Annotated in this window: 20 protein-coding genes and 1 tRNA gene; 15 read left to right on the top strand and 6 right to left on the bottom strand. The window is 35.4% G+C overall.

All coding sequences use genetic code 11. The features are described 5' to 3' along the window. Positions 1 to 12 precede the first annotated feature (12 nt). The gene (locus tag NOX80_RS09930; RefSeq protein WP_256549621.1) at positions 13 to 3,732 is read left to right on the top strand and encodes a metallophosphoesterase; all 3,720 of its coding nucleotides are present in this window, start codon (positions 13 to 15) and stop codon (positions 3,730 to 3,732) included. Here the strand turns inward: NOX80_RS09930 and NOX80_RS09925 are convergent. Continuing rightward, the gene (locus NOX80_RS09925) at positions 3,715 to 4,596 is read right to left on the bottom strand and encodes a hypothetical protein (RefSeq protein ID WP_256549620.1); all 882 of its coding nucleotides are present in this window, start codon (positions 4,594 to 4,596) and stop codon (positions 3,715 to 3,717) included. The genes NOX80_RS09930 and NOX80_RS09925 overlap by 18 nt on opposite strands. Positions 4,597 to 4,782: 186 nt before the next feature. On the opposite strand from NOX80_RS09925, the gene NOX80_RS09920 reads away from it, so the two are divergent. Continuing rightward, positions 4,783 to 4,870 (top strand) — tRNA-Ser (locus NOX80_RS09920). Between the two features lie 75 nt (positions 4,871 to 4,945). Here the strand turns inward: NOX80_RS09920 and NOX80_RS09915 are convergent. Continuing rightward, a complete protein-coding gene (locus tag NOX80_RS09915) occupies positions 4,946 to 5,458 on the bottom strand; it encodes a GNAT family N-acetyltransferase (protein WP_256549619.1) in 513 nt (170 codons plus the stop codon). Positions 5,459 to 5,666: 208 nt separating this feature from the next. Here NOX80_RS09915 and NOX80_RS09910 point away from each other — a divergent pair, with 208 nt between their 5' ends. The 4 genes from NOX80_RS09910 (at position 5,667) to NOX80_RS09895 (ending at position 7,743) form a co-directional block, all read left to right on the top strand. Continuing rightward, entirely contained in the window at positions 5,667 to 6,044 is a 378-nt protein-coding gene (locus tag NOX80_RS09910) for a hypothetical protein (protein WP_256549618.1), read from the top strand. Further along, positions 6,044 to 6,562, top strand: a complete 519-nt coding sequence (locus NOX80_RS09905) for a hypothetical protein (protein WP_256549617.1) — start codon at positions 6,044 to 6,046, stop codon at positions 6,560 to 6,562. The genes NOX80_RS09910 and NOX80_RS09905 overlap by 1 nt, the downstream gene beginning before the upstream one ends. Before the next feature lie 214 nt (positions 6,563 to 6,776). Next, the gene (locus NOX80_RS09900; protein ID WP_256549616.1) at positions 6,777 to 7,046 is read left to right on the top strand and encodes a nucleotidyltransferase domain-containing protein; all 270 of its coding nucleotides are present in this window, start codon (positions 6,777 to 6,779) and stop codon (positions 7,044 to 7,046) included. Between the two features lie 10 nt (positions 7,047 to 7,056). Then, positions 7,057 to 7,743: a DUF5958 family protein gene (locus NOX80_RS09895; RefSeq protein WP_256549615.1), complete on the top strand. Its 687-nt coding sequence runs from the start codon at positions 7,057 to 7,059 to the stop codon at positions 7,741 to 7,743. Positions 7,744 to 8,056: 313 nt separating this feature from the next. Here NOX80_RS09895 and NOX80_RS09890 read toward each other — a convergent pair whose 3' ends face one another. Beyond that, positions 8,057 to 8,773, bottom strand: coding sequence for a pseudouridine synthase (locus NOX80_RS09890; RefSeq protein ID WP_256549614.1), 717 nt, complete (start codon positions 8,771 to 8,773; stop codon positions 8,057 to 8,059). Between the two features lie 168 nt (positions 8,774 to 8,941). Here NOX80_RS09890 and NOX80_RS09885 point away from each other — a divergent pair, with 168 nt between their 5' ends. From NOX80_RS09885 to NOX80_RS09845, 9 genes are all read left to right on the top strand, one after another. Continuing rightward, complete coding sequence (locus NOX80_RS09885; protein ID WP_256549613.1) at positions 8,942 to 9,721, top strand: tetratricopeptide repeat protein; 780 nt, start codon at positions 8,942 to 8,944, stop codon at positions 9,719 to 9,721. Between the two features lie 170 nt (positions 9,722 to 9,891). After that, complete coding sequence (locus tag NOX80_RS09880) at positions 9,892 to 10,278, top strand: hypothetical protein (RefSeq protein ID WP_256549612.1); 387 nt, start codon at positions 9,892 to 9,894, stop codon at positions 10,276 to 10,278. A 130-nt stretch (positions 10,279 to 10,408) separates the two neighbouring features. Then, positions 10,409 to 10,900 carry a hypothetical protein gene (locus NOX80_RS09875; protein ID WP_256549611.1) on the top strand — a complete coding sequence of 164 codons (492 nt, stop codon included), beginning with the start codon at positions 10,409 to 10,411 and terminating at the stop codon, positions 10,898 to 10,900. Between the two features lie 18 nt (positions 10,901 to 10,918). Then, positions 10,919 to 11,500: a T6SS immunity protein Tdi1 domain-containing protein gene (locus NOX80_RS09870; RefSeq protein WP_256549610.1), complete on the top strand. Its 582-nt coding sequence runs from the start codon at positions 10,919 to 10,921 to the stop codon at positions 11,498 to 11,500. A gap of 56 nt (positions 11,501 to 11,556) precedes the next feature. After that, positions 11,557 to 11,946 carry a hypothetical protein gene (locus tag NOX80_RS09865; protein ID WP_256549609.1) on the top strand — a complete coding sequence of 130 codons (390 nt, stop codon included), beginning with the start codon at positions 11,557 to 11,559 and terminating at the stop codon, positions 11,944 to 11,946. 70 nt (positions 11,947 to 12,016) lie between these two features. Continuing rightward, positions 12,017 to 12,511, top strand: a complete 495-nt coding sequence (locus tag NOX80_RS09860; protein WP_256549608.1) for a hypothetical protein — start codon at positions 12,017 to 12,019, stop codon at positions 12,509 to 12,511. Between the two features lie 65 nt (positions 12,512 to 12,576). Continuing rightward, positions 12,577 to 13,005, top strand: coding sequence for a VOC family protein (locus NOX80_RS09855; RefSeq protein ID WP_256549607.1), 429 nt, complete (start codon positions 12,577 to 12,579; stop codon positions 13,003 to 13,005). A gap of 67 nt (positions 13,006 to 13,072) precedes the next feature. Next, on the top strand, positions 13,073 to 13,801 hold the full coding sequence (locus NOX80_RS09850) for a DUF4241 domain-containing protein (RefSeq protein WP_256549606.1): 729 nt from the start codon (positions 13,073 to 13,075) through the stop codon (positions 13,799 to 13,801). 96 nt (positions 13,802 to 13,897) lie between these two features. After that, positions 13,898 to 14,293, top strand: a complete 396-nt coding sequence (locus tag NOX80_RS09845) for a (R)-mandelonitrile lyase (protein ID WP_256549605.1) — start codon at positions 13,898 to 13,900, stop codon at positions 14,291 to 14,293. 217 nt (positions 14,294 to 14,510) lie between these two features. On the opposite strand, the gene NOX80_RS09840 is transcribed toward NOX80_RS09845, so the two are convergent. The 3 genes from NOX80_RS09840 to NOX80_RS09830 all read right to left on the bottom strand — a co-directional run bounded on the left by NOX80_RS09840 (position 14,511) and on the right by NOX80_RS09830 (position 18,320). Continuing rightward, positions 14,511 to 15,980, bottom strand: a complete 1,470-nt coding sequence (locus NOX80_RS09840; protein WP_256549604.1) for an ATP-binding protein — start codon at positions 15,978 to 15,980, stop codon at positions 14,511 to 14,513. 326 nt (positions 15,981 to 16,306) lie between these two features. Then, complete coding sequence (locus NOX80_RS09835) at positions 16,307 to 16,942, bottom strand: hypothetical protein (protein ID WP_256549603.1); 636 nt, start codon at positions 16,940 to 16,942, stop codon at positions 16,307 to 16,309. 187 nt (positions 16,943 to 17,129) lie between these two features. After that, positions 17,130 to 18,320 carry a CynX/NimT family MFS transporter gene (locus tag NOX80_RS09830; protein ID WP_256549602.1) on the bottom strand — a complete coding sequence of 397 codons (1,191 nt, stop codon included), beginning with the start codon at positions 18,318 to 18,320 and terminating at the stop codon, positions 17,130 to 17,132. Positions 18,321 to 18,322 lie beyond the last annotated feature (2 nt).

Below are 18,322 nucleotides of genomic sequence, written 5' to 3'. Positions count from 1 at the left end.
ATCCTCTAAATTATGAAATTGTTTTGGTTAAGTATCGATAAGAAACGAAATAATGTACTGTTTCAGTATATACTGTTTGCATTATTATTTCAGTCATGTGCCACACATACGCTTCAGACCGGAAAAAACCTGACGAATCCGATTGATAATCAAACAATAAACGATAATTCCGATTATCAGCTCTATTTGGTTGGCGATGCCGGAAATTCGGATGAAGCCAATGGAAAACAGACACTTCTGGCACTGGAAACTCAGTTAAAAAGCGCGAATAAAAATACTACCTTATTATTTTTAGGTGATAATATTTATCCCTACGGATTTCCGGATGCCAAAGATCAGGCTGCCCAGCAACTGGCACGTCAAAAGTTAGACAATCAGTTACAGATGGCGAAGCTCTTCGAAGGCAAAACAATCTTTATTCCGGGCAATCACGATTGGTATAGCGGCGTAAAAGGATTGGAACGTCAGGAAAAATATGTTATTGATTATCTGAAAGACAAAAAAGGATTTTTACCGCGAAAAGGCTGTCCGATTGACGATATCAAATTGAATGATCGTATTACAATGATCACTGTAGACAGCGAATGGTTTTTAGAAGACTGGGACCAACATCCCAACATCAATGACAATTGTAATATTAAAACCCGCGAAGATTTTTTTGAAGAGCTGGAAAGCCTTATCAACAAAAATCAGGATAAAACCATTGTATTAGCGATCCATCATCCGTTAATGAGCAACGGTTCGCATGGCGGGCAATATTCGTTGCGAAAAGAACTCTTTCCATTGGAAAAAGACATCCCACTACCGTTTGTCGGTTCCTTGATCAATCTGATCCGAAAAACATCCGGTATTAGTCCGCAGGATCTACAAAACAAACAATATACCCTACTAACCAAACGGATCAAAGCCTTGATTCAGGGCGAAGACAATATCATCGTTGTTTCCGGTCATGATCATAATTTGCAGTATATCGAACACGATAACATCAAACAGATCATCACCGGTTCCGCTTCAAAAAGAGAAGCCGCCCGAACTATCTTTCCAAATGACTTTTCCTATGGTGACAATGGTTTTGCTAAACTGAATTTTCACAATAACGGAGCGGTAACATTAACTTTTTTCGACAAACAAAACACCATATTATACCAACAATCGATCATTAAACCGGCCCCGGAAGCTATAGCAGCAACCTATCCGAATTCCTTTCCGTCCATAACCAAAGCCGCTATTTACACGGAAAAAATGACGGATAAAAGCGGTTTATATCGTTTTTTATGGGGCGAGCATTATCGCAAATACTACAGCATGCCAATTGCCGCTCCAACTGCAACACTCGACACCTTAATGGGCGGATTAAAACCCGTACGTGCCGGTGGCGGACATCAATCCAAATCCTTGCGATTAAAGGATAAAAACGGTACCGAATTCGTAATGCGGGCTTTAAAAAAGAGTGCTTCCCGTTTTCTGCAATCCGTTGCCTTTAAAGATCAGTTTATTGAAAATGATTTTGAAGATACCTTTGCCGAAAATTTCTTACTCGATTTCTACACCTCATCCCATCCCTATATCCCGTTTATGGTAGGCAACCTGGCAAAACCCGTTGGCGTAAGCTATACCAATCCGAAATTGTATTATATCCCGAAACAACAGGCATTAGGCAACTTTAACGATCGCTTCGGTGATGAGTTGTATATGGTAGAAGAACGTCCGAGTGACGGTCATACGACATTGGAAAGTTTCGGAGAATCTGATGCTATTGTCGGTACCGATGACGTGTTCAAAAATTTAAAAAAGGACGAAAAATACAAGATCAACGAATCAGAATATATCAAAGCCCGTTTGTTTGACATGCTAATCGGCGATTGGGACCGACATAGTGATCAATGGAGATGGGCCGAAAATAAAGACGGAAATCATATTGTATATCGTCCGATTCCGAGAGACCGCGATCAGGCATTCAGTAAATACGACGGAGCGTTGTTAACACCTTTAATGCGTGTTCCGGCTTTACGTCATATGCAAGGCTACAGTGAAAATATCCGCAGTGTAAAATGGTTTAATATGGAACCGTATCCGATGGATCTGGCTTTTGCAGCCAATGCCACCGAAAATGACTGGATCGCTCAGGCGCGCTATATCAATGAAAATCTTACTGATGCCGCAATCGAATCTGCTTTTTCGAATTTACCGGAAGAAGTAAAAGACGAGACAATTGAAGACATCAAAAAGAAATTAAAAGTCCGTAAAACCCATTTAGAACAATATGCATCCGAATATTACAAGGTATTACACAAAACCGTATTAGTAGTAGGAACGGATAAAAAAGACAAATTTATAATCGACCGGTCGCAAGACGGAGCGGTTACCGTTTCGAATTACAGAATAAAAAACAGCGGTGAAGAGTTGGTTAGCACCAAAACGTATCCGGATAGCGAAACGAAAGAAATCTGGATCTACGGATTAAATGACGATGATCAGTTTGATGTAAAAGGCAACGGAAAATCGAAAATCAAAATCCGATTACTGGGTGGACAAAATCATGACAATTACACGATCGAAAACGGAAAAAAAGTAATTGTATATGATTTTAAATCCAAGGAAAACACCTTTAACATCGATCATAAAACCCGTAAATTCCTGACCGATGATTACGAGATCAACTCATACGATTATAAAAAACCGAAATATAACGCTTTTAACAGCCTACCGACAATCGGTTATAATCCGGATGACGGTTTTAAACTCGGGATGGTCGGTTCTTATACGATAAACGGATTTAACCGCGCTCCTTTTTCCAGTATGCATGGTTTTAAAGCCAATTATTATTTTGCAACAAATGGTTTTGAGTTAACGTATAATGCCGTTGTAACCAAAGTAATTCGTGACTGGCAATTTGAATTTGAAGCCCGTTTTACGAGTCCGAATTTTGCCATCAATCATTTCGGATACGGCAACGAAACAGACAATCAGGATGAGACACTCGGAATGGATTATAACCGTGTCCGAATTCAATCGTATAAAGCAGCTCCGGCACTTCGGAAAGTAGGTCGAAACGGCAGTGATATGTTAATCGAAGCCACTTTCGAAAACATTGAAGTAGAAGATACACAAAACCGCTATATCAATATTCCGGGGATAATCAACCCGAAAGTATTTGAAAACCTTCAGTTTGCCGGATTAAATTTTAAATACAGTTTTGACAATTACGACAATCCTTCGTTGCCTACAATGGGAATGGGATTTTCGATATTGGGAAGCTGGAAAATGAACCTGTCGGAAACCAATCGTAATTTCCCGTATCTGGAAAGTAAAATCAACTTTAATCATAAAATCGATCCGAAAGGGAATCTGGTATTGGCTACGATTTTAAAAGGAAAGTTTTTAATGAATAATAATTTTGAATTCTACCAGGGTGCGACCATTGGTGGTGATCATGATATTCGCGGCTTCCGTAACGAACGCTTTTTAGGAAAACAGGCGTTTTATCAGAGTTCCGACTTGCGTTTTACACTCGGAAAAATCCGTAAAAGTATCATTCCGATGACCTTTGGTATGATTGGCGGATTCGATTACGGTCGCGTTTGGCTTGACGGTCAGAATTCCCATAAATGGCATAATTCCTATGGTGGCGGTTTATGGCTGAACGGACTAAATGTGATTACAGCCCGTGTAACGTATTTCAGAAGTACGGAAGACAGTCGTATTGCCTTCGGTTTAGGATTTGGATTTTAATGTTTGTACCGAAACTTCATAGACATTTCCACCGTTTTTCTTGACTTTTTCATCCGCAATAATCAAAGTGCCATTATCTGTAAAGGTAATGGCTTCTTTTTGTGACATATGATTCAGTTCCAAACGTGTCATTTTTCCGTTAAAGAAATCGTCATTTTTAAAATCTTCAAACAACCATACTTTAGTATGACTCAGCAATGCTACCTTTTTCCCATCCGGACTGATCGTTGCACCGGTTATAGCGCAATGATTGTAGATATTACAGGTTTTAAACGATCCCATTAATTTGGCATTATGTGTACCGGGTTTATTCGGCACCCGATATAAAAAAGTAGTTCCGTCAAATCCTTTACTTCTGTTTTTGGTAAACAGATAGAAATTATCCTTCCAGAAAAAGAAACCTTCCACATCATACCATAATTCCGTTTTTTTAGGCGGAAAAGCTTTTTGTTCCGGATATGAAAAATGAATACTTGCGCTTGCATCGGCCTCCTCTTTTCCTAAATCGGCTGCATTAACTTTATAAATTACCAGATCTTTTCGGATATTATCATTATTCCCGAAATCCCCGATATAAATATTATGCTGATCATCGGTGGTCAGATCTTCCCAATCGGTATTAGTCGCATTGGCAACCGTTACTGTATGCTGTAAATCCCCTTCCCTATTGAGTTGGTAAATTTTATTTTTATTGCCGCTGTCTTCAATTACCCACAGGCTTTTACCGCCGTCGGTAGTTGTAATTCCGGATACTTCTTTTAATTTTTTAGGTAATTGGAACAAAACCGGCAGTTCTTTTTTATCGTTACAGCAAAAAAGAACGGTAAGACTTAACAGAAAAAAGGTCACTTTTAAAGTTTTCATATGCAATTCATTCCGGCGATTAGCGATCGGTTTTTCAAAGATACCATAGTTTCGGTATTTAAGGCCGACTTTAACAAAACACTTTTCTTACGAAATGATCTTTATTTTTTTACAAAAAAAGATTTGCAGAAATAAAAAAGCTTACTATATTTGCAACCGCAATACCGATACGGTTTGCGACTTATTGGAGAAATGGCAGAGTGGTCGATTGCGGCAGTCTTGAAAACTGTTGACTGTAACAGGTCCGGGGGTTCGAATCCCTCTTTCTCCGCCACTTTACAAAAGCCCTGAAATAATTTCAGGGCTTTTTTTATTGTCATTTTTTGTAAACACGAATTATAAATCCGCACTATCGGCTATCGGGTTTCTCGATTTTATAGATTACAGCATCTTTTCCATCCAGATATGTATCCCTTTCGTATTCAAGACCGATTTTTTCAAGAACTTTTATTGATCCAATATTCGCTTTCATTGCTCTCCCAATGATACGTTTCAATTTTAGTTTTTCAAATCCGTATTGCAGACAAGCTATGGCGCTTTCTGTTGCATATCCTTTACCCCATTCTTCTTCAAAGAAACGAAACCCAATATCTGTTTCATTTTCAACTCCGTCGAATTTTAGTCCGCACCATCCAATAAATGTATTTGTACTTTTGAGTATTACCGCCCATCTTCCGTACCCGTTCAATTTATAGTCCTGGTAATTTACAAGAAATTCTGTTGCTTCTTCCTCATTCTTAAAAACGACATTTCCGGTATATTTTATTACGTTGGGATTTGAATTTAAGTCATAAAAACTTTTCGCATCGTTTGGATTTAATTCTCTTAATATAAGACGATTGGTTTCCAGGATATATCTCATTTACAAAATCTTAGTCAAATTAATTTCTATTAACTTTTATTTTACAATATAAAATTAGGTAAAAACACGTATTGCTTTCTTGTTTATAAATTGCTTCCTTGTGGATCTATAAAATATAGCTATATAACTTTTTACGAAATAAATAAGGAGAAAGTTTCGTTTAAAACAATGTTGGCATTAAACATACTAAACTTTACAACTAATAATAATGTCAGGATCAAAAAGTTTAAACAGAAGACTTAGAAAGTTTTCAGAAAATTTATTTGCAAAACACAAAAGGTCAAATAAATTACCCGCAACAATAATCGGTGTTGAACATCGAGAACTTCAAGCTGTAGATCATAGCGGTAACGTACCAGATCCAATTTGTAGTAAATTAGAAAGGGAATTAATAAAAATTGCTCCACTTGGTAAAAAAGGATATGATAATTATGTCGGATGTTGCTGTGAAGTCAGAGCTTCTAATCAAATAATCTCACAACGTCTCAGTATTCCAATTGCTGACTTAATATTTACTCGGGCAATAAGACCGCGAACAGGTCAAACTATAAGAAGATGTAAAAACTGTAGAAACGTATTTGGATAATGGATATTGACAATTCTACGGAACAATTTTTCCTAGACATAAATTGGTATTTCACTGACCCATATAATCGTTTGTGCATAGTAGCATCTGCTGGTGGAATACTACCAAATTTTCTATATGAAGAAAACAATCAAAATGATGAATTTCATAACATTGTTAATGAATTGCCTGAAAGGTTTGAAAATGGCCGAAATACCAATTTAATACAAGCAATAGTTGATTTCGATCCTGAGAATTTGAATCAATATTTCCGAGACTTTGATTCTTTAGCTAAAAAAGGATTTTATGTTTATGATAAAATAAATCTTTCAAATCCTGAAGAAACAAATTATTTGTTAGTTACTTATCCTATTTATAATACTGAAACCGATTCATTCCCAGTAAAACCTGGAGATTTAGAATTGATTCCAAGAATTAATATATCTTTGATTTCAAGAACTAATGAAAGTTTCGACAACACGAACTTTAATTCGATTGATCTTGTCAGTTTATTGAATAGTCAGAAAAAGCAATATTGATCAAACTGTGAAACAATTATCCATTCTTATTAAAACACAACAAAAGCGGCATCAGATATTCGATTATGACACCTCTTAACCCACTACTTTACAAAAGTCCATATTTAAATCCGTACTATCGGGGCGAAAGCCAATACAACTCCCAGTACAACAAAAGACTAATAATTTACAAAAAAATATTCTACTTTGACATTAGTTAATATTATTTGAAAAAATGGAAATTGAAGAAGGCGGAGAACATAGAATTACAAATGCTTGTGCAAGAATAGGAAGACCTATTTTTCTTGTCGGAAGCCGTGCATCTGGTACCGCTGGACCAAGTTCCGATTTTGATTATGTAATTCCAGGTATCCGCAGTCGTGAATGGCAAAAGATTAAAAACTCACTACCTGGAGCAAAATATTTTCCTGACAATTTGCCAAATCGTATAGATTTATTCAAAGAAGACATTGATTATAGCCGTCCTTATATTAAATTTGAATAATTAAAAGAATATGAAGATACAGAATGACATAAAAATAAATCAATTTGGACAAAATTTGTTAACCATAACTGATATTATAAACTATTTTGATTCTTTGGAAAAAAGTGAAAAAGACGATTTCATAAAAAAACTTATTTTCTTCATTTTACAATTAAAGCCCACCAAAGAAGATGTTGAATCTGCAATAAAACTTAGTGGATTAAAAGAAACATATACTCCAATTGTTTTAATTAAACTGAGCTACGACTATAATAATTTAAACAAGATTATTAATCTTCCCGATAATGAATTTAAAAAGTCTTTATCTTTATTATTAGCATTATATTTTACAGCATATCAAAAACAATTTACTTCTGAAGGTTTTTTTCCTACTAAATGGTGGTTAAATGATTTATCAAATTATAATAACATAATTAAAGTTGAACAACTAAGTGATTTCCGTGTTATCTTGAAAAAAATATATAATTCTCAAGCAATAGAAACAGGAACAATAATGACTGCGTTAATAGAATTTTCAATTACTCTTTATGAAAAAAACCTAATTGAAAAGAGACTTGAATTATATGCCTTTAATAATCTTTACCCTCAAAAGGGTTTAAATATTTATAAAAGCATATATAGTGATACTGCATCATTAATAATAATAAAAGGCATAAATGACTTAGCCTTCGAAAATATAAATTTAGCAATTTACTAAATTGCCAGCACTTAACAGCGGTTTAGTACAATGGCCCGTTTATCTTCATTGGAAAATGATCTGCTAATTCAATTTTTTCGGATCTTTAGAATACTTATTTAAGTTCAACCACTATTCCAATCCCTGAAACTTTATAAATAATTAAGTCATATAGAGCACTATTAGATTTCAATCATAAAACATATCAAAACAAAAGCGGCATAAGGTTTTCGATTGTTATCACTCTCAGCCCACAACTTAACAAAATTCCATATTTAAATCCGCGCATCGGAGTATGCAAATTGTGTCTCAAAAACAGCTATAAGTTTAAAAACTATTTATCCCCAATACTAACACAATTTTTCTCATCAATATAAAACCCCATAATTCCTGCTGCTCGTATAAACTCTTCTTGTGGGCGAGCGGTAAGCACCACCTTTTCATGGCTTACAGGATGTGTAAAAACCAACTTCTGAGCATGGAGTAACATCGTATTCATTTTAAATTTTTCAAGCCATATTTTATTTTGTTTGTTGCATCCGTGAGGACGATCACCGATAATCGGATGTAAAATATGAGCCATATGCTTGCGAATCTGATGCATTCTGCCGGTTAGCGGAAAAGCCTCCACAAACGAATATCGGGAAGTACTGTGTTTCCCCGAAGGAATATCGATTTCCACTTTTGCTAAAGTCTTAATGATTGTTTGTGCTTCCTGTAAAGCCCCATTATCTTTGTATAAAGCATAATCTATAAGTTGCTCATCAGGTGTAAAACCTCTTACAATTGCCCAATACTTTTTTACAACGGTTTTTAACGTTAACTGTTCCGTCAGATTTTTATTCACTTCTTTGTCCAATGCAAAAAGTAATATTCCCGAAGTTTTACGGTCAATCCGGTGAACCGGATATACTTTTTTATCAATTTGATCCCGCAACAACTGAATTGCAAATTCGGAAGCATCTCTTGCAATAGGAGATTGATGCACTAAAAGACCGTGTGGTTTATTGATGGCAACTAAATAATCGTCCTGATAAATAATCTCTAACATATGCACTATAAAAAACTGCTAAAAGTAAGTGATTTTTTGATACCGACTTAGTAGGAAAATTCTAAATTATTGAGCTATATTTAAAAATTAAATTTACAAAGCTTACATACGCATCGCATTCTACTTTTAGCAGAACAATTTGACAATAGATATTCAAACAAAACGCAAATGAAACAAACTCTTAATAGCATTATTTTCTTTTTATTCGCTCAAATATCATTTGGCCAAAATGCTGAAGAATTGAATCGGCAGTCAAAAGATTTATTAGGACAAGGAAACTACAAAGAGGCCTTCCCTGTTTTAAAAAAAGCGGCCGAATCAGGAAATGCCGAAGCTCAATATAACCTTGGATATTTCCTTCAAAGCGGTGCAGCCGGTGAAAAAAATGAAAAAGAAGCAATTGAATGGTATAAAAAATCGTCTGACAACGGTTTTAACAATGGACATTATGCCATGATGATGGCATACGGAAATGGTGAAGGAATTGAACAAAATTCTGAAAAAGCTTTTGAATATGCCTTAAAATGTGCTAATAATGATGATCCGACTTGCGTTTGGAATGTTGCGGAATGCTATGTAACAGGAAACGGTGTTCAACAAAGCATTCCTAAATTTAAAGAATGGATTCAAAGATTGGCAAAACTTCAAAATCCTGAAAATCTTACACAAAGCGGATACATCACTTCGGCTCGATTAGAACTTGCTCATTTTCATAAAGATGGAAAATATTTTGCCAAAGATTTATATCAAAGTTATCTATGGTATTTGATTTATAACGAGTATAAAATTGACTTCAGTATACTGAAACAGAATGAAGTTATTGAGGAAATTAAAGAACTTGAAAAAAGTTTATCAAAACAACAAATAGGCTCAGCTTCGAAAGATGCCGAAAAATTACTCGGAAGAAAATTATATAATCTAAGTCAATTATATAAAAATTCGCTCTAATATTAATTCTTGTTGTCTTTCCAAAGAATATTCATCAAGTTAAGACTAACAATTACACCGAACTAACGAAGTAAATCTGTTCTACTGGAATTGTGTCCACATAAGACGAAATGAAAATGGTTTATCAAATCATGATCATTACTTTAGCAGTGGAAACGGTTAAAAGGTAAATGAAACAAGAAAAACAAAATCGAAATATGACATTAAAGAAAATTACAATCGAAGATATTGAGCAATTTTACCTGTGTGAGTACCGAGACGGTTCCCGACTTTCGGTAAATGTATGGGCAACGATTAGTAATGCCTCTCTTTTAATATCCGGACAGGATATGGGTCACTATGTTAAAGAGCGTTTCCATGACGATGATTATGAATATTGGTACTCCTTTGATGCTGAAAACACACTACTTCTTATCACAAAATTGTCTGAACAAAACCCTGAGGGTACTATCAAATCAGTATTAGCTGAGAATTTTAGCGGTTTAGACGGCTGTAGCAACCTTAGAAGTTTTTGTCAAAAATTCGATATTAAATATAATTTCAGTTCGCATATCTAAAGTTAATTTTACAATAAGTAAAAAACATTCAATTTTCAGATCGCTTCAAATAAAATTCTCCGGGGTTTTAATTTATAGTATTTTTCTTATTTTTACATTACTAAGATCCAGTAAGCATAAAAATTGAAACATGATAGATCATAATCCAATAGTTGATGAATTAATCACAAAGTTAATCACAAAATACGAAGCGAGCGGATCGAATACCGATCGGAAAGCGAACCTTTTTATAAAAGAGGCTTTAGCACTTCAAAAAACGGCTCCGTTTCTGGACATAAACTCCTATTTGTACTTTTTGAGCGAAATGAGCATACTCGTACTGCAACTAAACAATGGGGATTATGCTACTTTTTACGGATTGGATGATTGGGAGGAAGGTTTAAATATTTTAGACTACCCTATTCCGGAGAAAAACGGATTCCATCTGGTTTTGGACATTAGTAATACCGAAGGTGAAATACTGTATTTTTCATACAACACTAATAATCCTAAAGAGGATATTCTATGGATTTCAGATAATGTTGAGGACGGACCCTATCAAAAAACGGATATTACTTTTACAGGTGTTTTACGTTTGATTTACGAAGACCAATACCAGTCATTAAATGAGCAAATACGTTAATCTAATAAGTAAAAAATAATGCCCGAAAATCTTATAAAACGGTTAGGAACGCCTGAAATTGTCGGAAAAATTGATGTTACTGTTATAAAAACAAAATATGAAGCGCTTCTAAATCATTTTGAAGACAGTACTATCCTTTTGGATCATTTAGCCTATTTTGGAGAAGCCATTTTTAAAAACGGGATAGTCGCATTTGTTAATCCGACAGATTATGAAGACCTATTAAACGGATTTCCTAAATTAAGACAGCAATCCATTATGCCTTTTGCCAAAACGGCTATGGGCAACTTTTACCTTATAGGAGAAGTGGATGATGAAATATGCCTTGCTTTTTACAACATTCATACTGAGGAATACAGTTATGTGGATTATGAATTTTCGCTTTTCTTTCAAACTTTATTTGCAAATAAATTGCATATGGAAAACGAAGCTTACGGGCATTTTGAATTTCCCGCTGTAGAACAATTTGGAGCCGTTGCGTTGGATGAATGTTTAGCCTTTGTTCCGGCTTTGGTTTTGGATGGTGAAGAAAATATCAACAATATTCAGAAAGTAAATTTAAAAGAACAATTGCGGTTGTTGGCACAGGCGTTCAGTTAGAATAATTTTACCCGGGAAAGAATATTCAAAAAAACAGACATCATAAAATATATAATATGGAAAATCAGGTCTATAATTGGTTCGTAAAAAACGGAAACATACTGATTCAAAAAAACGGTGATTGCATTTTGTTGCAACTGGATTACGAAAACGGAGACAGTTGTTTGCTTACAGCCACTGACAATGAAGAAATAATCGAATTATTGACTAAAATTGCAAAACAGATTTGGGAAGATCCCAACTACGTAAGAAAACCCTATGCCGGTCAGCTTTGCAAAGAAAACAACAATGAATATTCTTGGGAAATTGAAGGATCCGAACTGCTTATAAAATACAATACTGCTGAAAATGCTGTAGAAATTAACCGTGACGGAAATAAAACATTAAATTTAGAAATAAATTATCTCGTAGAAATAATACAGATTTTAGAGCATTTTAATCGATAAAAAAAACGGTACATAACAAGTACTATATACCTTACAACGAACACGACTGCTAATTTTTGACTACTTATTTATGGCAAGTGAATTGACAATTTTCTATCTTTATAGCACTCAAAATGAGGAAAAATACTTCTTACTCCGAACAGAAAGACCCGGTTTTTCTAATGCTTCCCAGGTTCAGGAAGATTTAGGCAACCAAATCGAGCAGCTTAAACGGGATTTTATTTTAGCTGAAATCGGAAAAAAGTATCATCAAAACGGACAAGTAAACTTTGAACTTATCGGTGAATTTCAAGGTGATCCGATTGGCGAAAAATTGTATCACGACAACGGAAATTTGGAGTTGAATGTTTACTATATGGAAACGGAATTCGGAAAACCGTGGATTATAATCGGTGAAGCAAATTCCGAAACGGCATTTTTAACGGAACTAAACGACGACAGCGATTTACTGCGGCTTAATCCCGTTGGTCAACCCAAGCAGATTACAGCAACCTTTATAACCGAAAATGATTTTGATCTTTCTGAGATTGAAAACGCTAAGACGAAAGATCTTCGAACCAATTAACCGGCGACACAACAAAACTGCCTCTTATCATTGCAAACAAATCGTAAATCTAAAACAATACAATTATGGCACTGATCAATCCACATATTAACTTCAACGGTAATGCTGAAGAAGCATTTGAATTTTACAGAGCTGCTTTTGGCGGGGAATTTTCAAAAGTTATCCGATTTAAAGATTTAAAAAACACGGAATTTCAAATCAGCGAAAAGGAAGAAAATAAGATTATGCATATTGCACTACCCATCGGTACGAGTAATGTACTGATTGGAAATGATGTTCCGGAATTTTTAGGTCGTGTGAATGAAAATGAAAACAGAAGTAAAATTTCAATTAGCGCTGAAAGTAAAGAAGAGGCGGATCGCTTATTTCAGCGTCTTTCCGCAGGCGGAGCAATTGAAATGCCCATTTCAGATAGTCCGTGGGGTTCCTATTTTGCTATGTTCAGAGACCAATACGGCATTGAGTGGATAATCGAGTTTGATCCGAATAATTAACGGAAAGAGCTAAATACGGATACAACCCGTTATTTAGTTGAACAACCAAAATAACAGCAAAATAATTATGGAACTATACGATAATACCGCACAAGCCGAACAAAACCCTACAAATAAAAAAGTAAAGCAAATCATCTTTAACGAAGCTGCCGAGTTCAACTATTCCGATTTTGAAAATCTAAAAACAAATCAATCGTACGATCGGTTTTTTGCCGGCAATCTTATAGTACCCAGCGGACAAGTTGTTTGTACAGATCCGTTATATCGAGAATTAGGGCTACCGCAATCCTGGAGTGTTCCACCCGGAGATTATCCCGTTTATCTGTACATCGGACTTGATGATCATTTTAAAGGACGCGTTGCTTATGCCGAACTTAGCTTCAAAGACGAAATTCCGGTTAGTTGGGAATTTTCATTAATTTCAGAAGCACTGTTGAGTGATGACTTTGAGAAAAAAATGAACGGCATTTTCCCTGTTGAAACCGGATTAGGAAGTTTTTCGGATTTCGAAACGTGGAAGTCGTATAATGACGAGATTGACAACTTTTATGCGAATAACAAAGACGGTAATTATTATACTGATATCTTAGAAACACATTTTCTAGTAAACGCCAACATTCCTGAAAGTTCAAGAGGAGAAGACTGGATTAATTATACACCTGTAAATTCGAATACCAACATAATCATGTTCGGTTCCGGATGGGGCGACGGTATCTACCCTCGCTATGTCGGTTACGACAAAAACAAACAAGTTGTAAAGCTAATTGTAGACTTTATTCAGTTAAAGACCGAATAACGAAATGAAATAATGATCGCTACTCCTTTCTTTTAAAAGGAATTATTCTAAATGGATTTACTCTGAAAAATAACGGAAATAGCTAAAAATACTAGTATGAAAATTATAAAAAACGGTACACAGTCATCGATAAAAGGAAGCGAAGACTGGTTTACGGGAGCTGTAAGAATTGATCCTTTATTTGCAAAAGAAGCAACAACCCGAGCAGCCGGTAATTTGGTTACTTTTGAACCCGGTGCAAGAACCGCATGGCATACCCATCCGGCCGGACAAACACTTATCGTTGTTTCCGGATTAGGTTGGGTACAAAAAGAAGGCGAAGCTGTTTTTGAAATACAACCCGGTGATGTTATTTATTTTGAGCCGAACGAAAAACACTGGCATGGTGCTTCTCCAAACAAAGCCATGAGCCATATCGCTATTCAGGAAGAAATAAACGGTATTGCCGTAACCTGGATGGAAAAAGTAAGTGAAGAACAGTATTCGAAATAATTTTTAAAATGTTAATTATTACGAAGCATTAATTTTTATTAAAACAGTAATACTAAATAGTAGATATTAGTCCCAAAACAAGAAAACCATAAGTAGTTGCTTATGGTTTTCTTGTTTTGGGATCTCTAAGTTCAGCCGGATCTATTCATCTGAATAATCAACCGGTTCTTCCAGAAATTCAGAAAAGGAAGGAGATACAAATTCCATCTTATTTATTTTATTCCGGTCTCCTGATAAAAGTGTTGACACGAGCTTGATTTTTTCCGAAAGCTTTTTCGCTTTCGACCGCTAAAAAAGGACTGATCAACTCCTGTGTAATTCTTTTTCCGCCTTCATTATGCAGTGCTATCGCTACATTTTTCATGATGTTACGGATATTGGAACCGGTATAGGAATAATCTTTCGCCAGATGTTTTAAAAAAGCGTCGCTTTCGAACGTTACATTTTTAGGCAGGTATTGCTTCCAAAGGGCTTCCCGGGTAGCTTCGGTCGGACGGATGATATTAATCGACAAATCGATCCGACGTTTAAAGGCATCGTCCATATTGTTTTCAAAGTTGGAAGCCAAAACCGTAAGTCCGTCAAATTTTTCTATTCGTTGCAGTAAATACGACACTTCCTGATTCGCATAACGATCGTGTGCATCTTTTACATCCGAACGCTTTCCGAATAATGAATCGGCTTCATCAAAGAAAAGCATGCAGTTTTTTCCCTGTAAACGGTTAAACAGTATCTCCAGGTTTTTTTCGGTTTCACCAATGTATTTACTAACCACCTGCGAAAGGTCAACATGGTACATCTCGATACCATACGTATTTGCTAAAATCCCGGCCAGCATTGTTTTTCCGGTTCCGGGTGCGCCGTAGAATAAAGCAATAAACCCGGATTTAAAATGGTGCTCCTTGCTTTTAAAAAAACCGCTTTCCAATGCTTTAATATATTGCCCTATCGGTTTTATCTGTTCTCTTACCATCGGTTCCAAAACAATATCGTCCAATGTCAGATCCGATTCGTATAAACTCCCCGGAAAATAGGCTCCGTGATCCAATCGTGGTTTTGTACCCGACAGGAAATAATTTAAATACGCCCTATCCAATTCAATTTTTCCGTAAATAAAGTCGGTGTCCGTACGATTGTAGATAATATCATTTTGCAATAAGACACTTCCCGATATTAGTTTTGCGTTATAATTGGACCATAAGGACAAATCCTTTCCGGCCAGTAAAAAAAGTGCGGTCTGAAATGTCGGCTTAAACGATCGGTTTGTTTTGTTGTATTCACCGCCAACATCAATTGCTAATGCGCTACTGCTTTCTTCAATTTGTATAAACGATTTAAATAACGACGGGTAATGAGCCGATGCAATACCTAAAGCCAATACGACCCGATCCATTTCCTGAAGTTTATAGGTGTTGACGATAATTCCATAAGGTGAATCCGAATCCGTTTTGGGCAATTCAGGGATTTCATCAACCGGTTCAAAATCCAGTTTACCTTGTAAAAACAGTTCTTTACAACGTATCGCGATCAACGATTCCAACCATTCCATTTCTTTATTAAGGGAATCATGGCTGATCTCGATCTTTTTCCGGATACCGGTCTGTTTTTTTATTTTTTCAGGACCGTTTTCTCTTTTTTTTACACTTGTTTCCGGATGACTTTCCACAGAAAATACAGAATGGCTCATATACAATTTCTCGTTTATATTATTCACACCAAAATTACCCGAAACGCTTCTATCCTACTTGTTATAAGTCAAATGGATTCAGTCTTTGCAGTAAATACTATTCTAAGTTTTGTAAGAATGAGTTGCTATTATCGTGATTATCCGGTGCCTTATATACCTTTAAAATCGAATAGCCGTTATACAAAAAAAGACGGTTCCATGAGTTGGAACCGCCTTTTATATAATAAATGTAGTATTATCTTATTTGATAGTTTTTTTTACCGATCTTTTTCAAATATTAATTGCTGATAAAACAGATAAATAGTTTAACAGTAGCCTATCCTATTTTATTCTTTTATTTTATTGTACCAGAATTTTAGTGATTCCAATAATACACCATTCGGATTAAGGGTAATATGAACAACATTTGAAATTCCTAAATAGAATTTTGCCTCCGTTTTATCATTCCCTATGCAAAGGGAATTAATTAAATCAAGTGTTACATAGTTTTTTGCTCCGTCCATTAGGATAAACTTTCTGTCATTATAAAACCTGATAAATTTTCCTAAAAGGAAAGAAAATTTTTCATCATTACTCATCTCTTTCTCAAACGAAAAATACTTTTCAGGCTTAAAGTCTTCTTTTTTAGAGTCAAAATTTATTGTTCGCAGATAATTCGCCAGAGATGTCGATTTAACGCCGGAATACCCGTCTTCATATTCGTTAAGCACTACATCATCAGTAAGTTTTAATTCTTTTATAAGCTTTTCACATACCACTTTAAATATTTTGGCTGTTTTATACTCATCAACAAAAAACCAATCAATTAAATTTGAGTTTTCATCTTTAACTACAGCTGCTTTCGGTCGATTTAATGAAAATCCCAGAATTAAAGTCAAATAGTCTATTTTAATTTGATCAAAAATGTTTTCTGTTTCCTTTAAAGGATTGCTATCTAATTTGATATCTTTCTTTTTTTCCATACCGTTACTCAAATAACATACCTGTATTTATATATTTTACTTACACTATGATAGATCATACAAATATATTATAAAATGTTTCCACCTTTTTAAATATATAAGAAAAAAACTACTATTAATTATTTTATTACCAATAAACCTTGCTCATTTGGTTTATTATTTATTTCAAAATTGAAGAAATAAAAAATCAATGTTCTTCAATATAACGCGGTCGGGCTGCCCATCTTCCTATTACAGTCATGATCAAAACTATTCCCATCAGAAAATAAAAAGAGGTTTGCCACGTGCTGTCCCAATCGTGAAACATTCCGAAAAGTGGTGGTCCGCATGCAGCAATGGCATATCCTACAGATTGCGCTTTCCCGGATATTTTTAATGTTCCTTCCGTCGTTTTACTTTTTAAGGAGAAAAACAGCAAACATAAACTAAAAGCCAAACCGCTGGCCATTCCGATCAACATGGCAGCAATATATACATATCGGGTTTTAAATACGGCTAATAACAGTACTCCGGTAAACATCAACAAACCCAAACCATAAATTAATATTTTTTGATCATCCATTTTGGCAGCTATTACCGGTCCGATAAACATAACCGGCAACATCGCTAATTGCATAATCGAAATCACCCAACCGGCATTGGTTTTATCCATTCCGTATTCGATTAATATTGTAGGAAGAAAAGCAACGAGACAATAATACAGTAATGATTGAAGTCCCATAAAAACACTGATACTCCAGGCCTGTTTCGAACGGAATATAGAAAATGTAGACGCAACTTTTGCCGACTGTGCTTTTACCGGTTTCCCTTTGGCGTTAAAAATATCAGCCATTACAATTATAAGCGCTAAAAATGCCCATACAATCCATATTCCCAAAGAGCCCTTCCAGCCCATTTTTGTCCATTCCCCGATACGAATACTAAAACCGGATGCCAAGGCAGCCAACAAATTCATCGCTACAGAAAAAATGCCTGTTACAATACCGATCTTTTCGGGAAATACGTTTTTGATATAGGCCGGTGTTGTTACATTTCCGATACAAATTCCCAATCCTAAAAGAAAAGAACCGATATATAACATCGGTATAGTTCCCGATACTCTAAAATATAATCCGGTGATCAATATCACAAGAGAAAACAGCAGGCCATAATTGATATTCGTTTTAGCTGCAATTCTGCTGATCAAAATCGAACAGCCTGCAAAAACGATTAAGGGTATGGAAGTCAGCAAACTTCCCTGTACGTTACTCAGATTCAGCACTTCCCGTATTTCTCCGAGTATCGGACTAACAGCGGTGATCGGTGATCGTAAATTACCCGCTATCAATAGCACTACAAGTAAACCCAACCAGGGTAATCTTTCTTTATTCTTTTTCATTT

The sequence above is a fragment of the Flavobacterium cerinum genome (assembly GCF_024496085.1).
Taxonomy (GTDB): domain Bacteria; phylum Bacteroidota; class Bacteroidia; order Flavobacteriales; family Flavobacteriaceae; genus Flavobacterium; species Flavobacterium cerinum_A.
Note: the sequence above shows the minus strand (reverse complement) of the source record. Positions and strands in the feature narration are given on the sequence as shown.

Excerpts from the sequence above, each read along its gene's own strand:
- NOX80_RS09930 (WP_256549621.1), top strand. The coding sequence starts at position 13 with ATGAAATTGTTTTGGTTAAGTATCGATAAGAAACGAAATAATGTACTG.
- NOX80_RS09925 (WP_256549620.1), bottom strand. The coding sequence starts at position 4,596 with ATGAAAACTTTAAAAGTGACCTTTTTTCTGTTAAGTCTTACCGTTCTT.
- NOX80_RS09915 (WP_256549619.1), bottom strand. The coding sequence starts at position 5,458 with ATGAGATATATCCTGGAAACCAATCGTCTTATATTAAGAGAATTAAAT.
- NOX80_RS09910 (WP_256549618.1), top strand. The coding sequence starts at position 5,667 with ATGTCAGGATCAAAAAGTTTAAACAGAAGACTTAGAAAGTTTTCAGAA.
- NOX80_RS09905 (WP_256549617.1), top strand. The coding sequence starts at position 6,044 with ATGGATATTGACAATTCTACGGAACAATTTTTCCTAGACATAAATTGG.
- NOX80_RS09900 (WP_256549616.1), top strand. The coding sequence starts at position 6,777 with ATGGAAATTGAAGAAGGCGGAGAACATAGAATTACAAATGCTTGTGCA.
- NOX80_RS09895 (WP_256549615.1), top strand. The coding sequence starts at position 7,057 with ATGAAGATACAGAATGACATAAAAATAAATCAATTTGGACAAAATTTG.
- NOX80_RS09890 (WP_256549614.1), bottom strand. The coding sequence starts at position 8,773 with ATGTTAGAGATTATTTATCAGGACGATTATTTAGTTGCCATCAATAAA.
- NOX80_RS09885 (WP_256549613.1), top strand. The coding sequence starts at position 8,942 with ATGAAACAAACTCTTAATAGCATTATTTTCTTTTTATTCGCTCAAATA.
- NOX80_RS09880 (WP_256549612.1), top strand. The coding sequence starts at position 9,892 with ATGAAACAAGAAAAACAAAATCGAAATATGACATTAAAGAAAATTACA.
- NOX80_RS09875 (WP_256549611.1), top strand. The coding sequence starts at position 10,409 with ATGATAGATCATAATCCAATAGTTGATGAATTAATCACAAAGTTAATC.
- NOX80_RS09870 (WP_256549610.1), top strand. The coding sequence starts at position 10,919 with ATGCCCGAAAATCTTATAAAACGGTTAGGAACGCCTGAAATTGTCGGA.
- NOX80_RS09865 (WP_256549609.1), top strand. The coding sequence starts at position 11,557 with ATGGAAAATCAGGTCTATAATTGGTTCGTAAAAAACGGAAACATACTG.
- NOX80_RS09860 (WP_256549608.1), top strand. The coding sequence starts at position 12,017 with ATGGCAAGTGAATTGACAATTTTCTATCTTTATAGCACTCAAAATGAG.
- NOX80_RS09855 (WP_256549607.1), top strand. The coding sequence starts at position 12,577 with ATGGCACTGATCAATCCACATATTAACTTCAACGGTAATGCTGAAGAA.
- NOX80_RS09850 (WP_256549606.1), top strand. The coding sequence starts at position 13,073 with ATGGAACTATACGATAATACCGCACAAGCCGAACAAAACCCTACAAAT.
- NOX80_RS09845 (WP_256549605.1), top strand. The coding sequence starts at position 13,898 with ATGAAAATTATAAAAAACGGTACACAGTCATCGATAAAAGGAAGCGAA.
- NOX80_RS09840 (WP_256549604.1), bottom strand. The coding sequence starts at position 15,980 with ATGAGCCATTCTGTATTTTCTGTGGAAAGTCATCCGGAAACAAGTGTA.
- NOX80_RS09835 (WP_256549603.1), bottom strand. The coding sequence starts at position 16,942 with ATGGAAAAAAAGAAAGATATCAAATTAGATAGCAATCCTTTAAAGGAA.
- NOX80_RS09830 (WP_256549602.1), bottom strand. The coding sequence starts at position 18,320 with ATGAAAAAGAATAAAGAAAGATTACCCTGGTTGGGTTTACTTGTAGTG.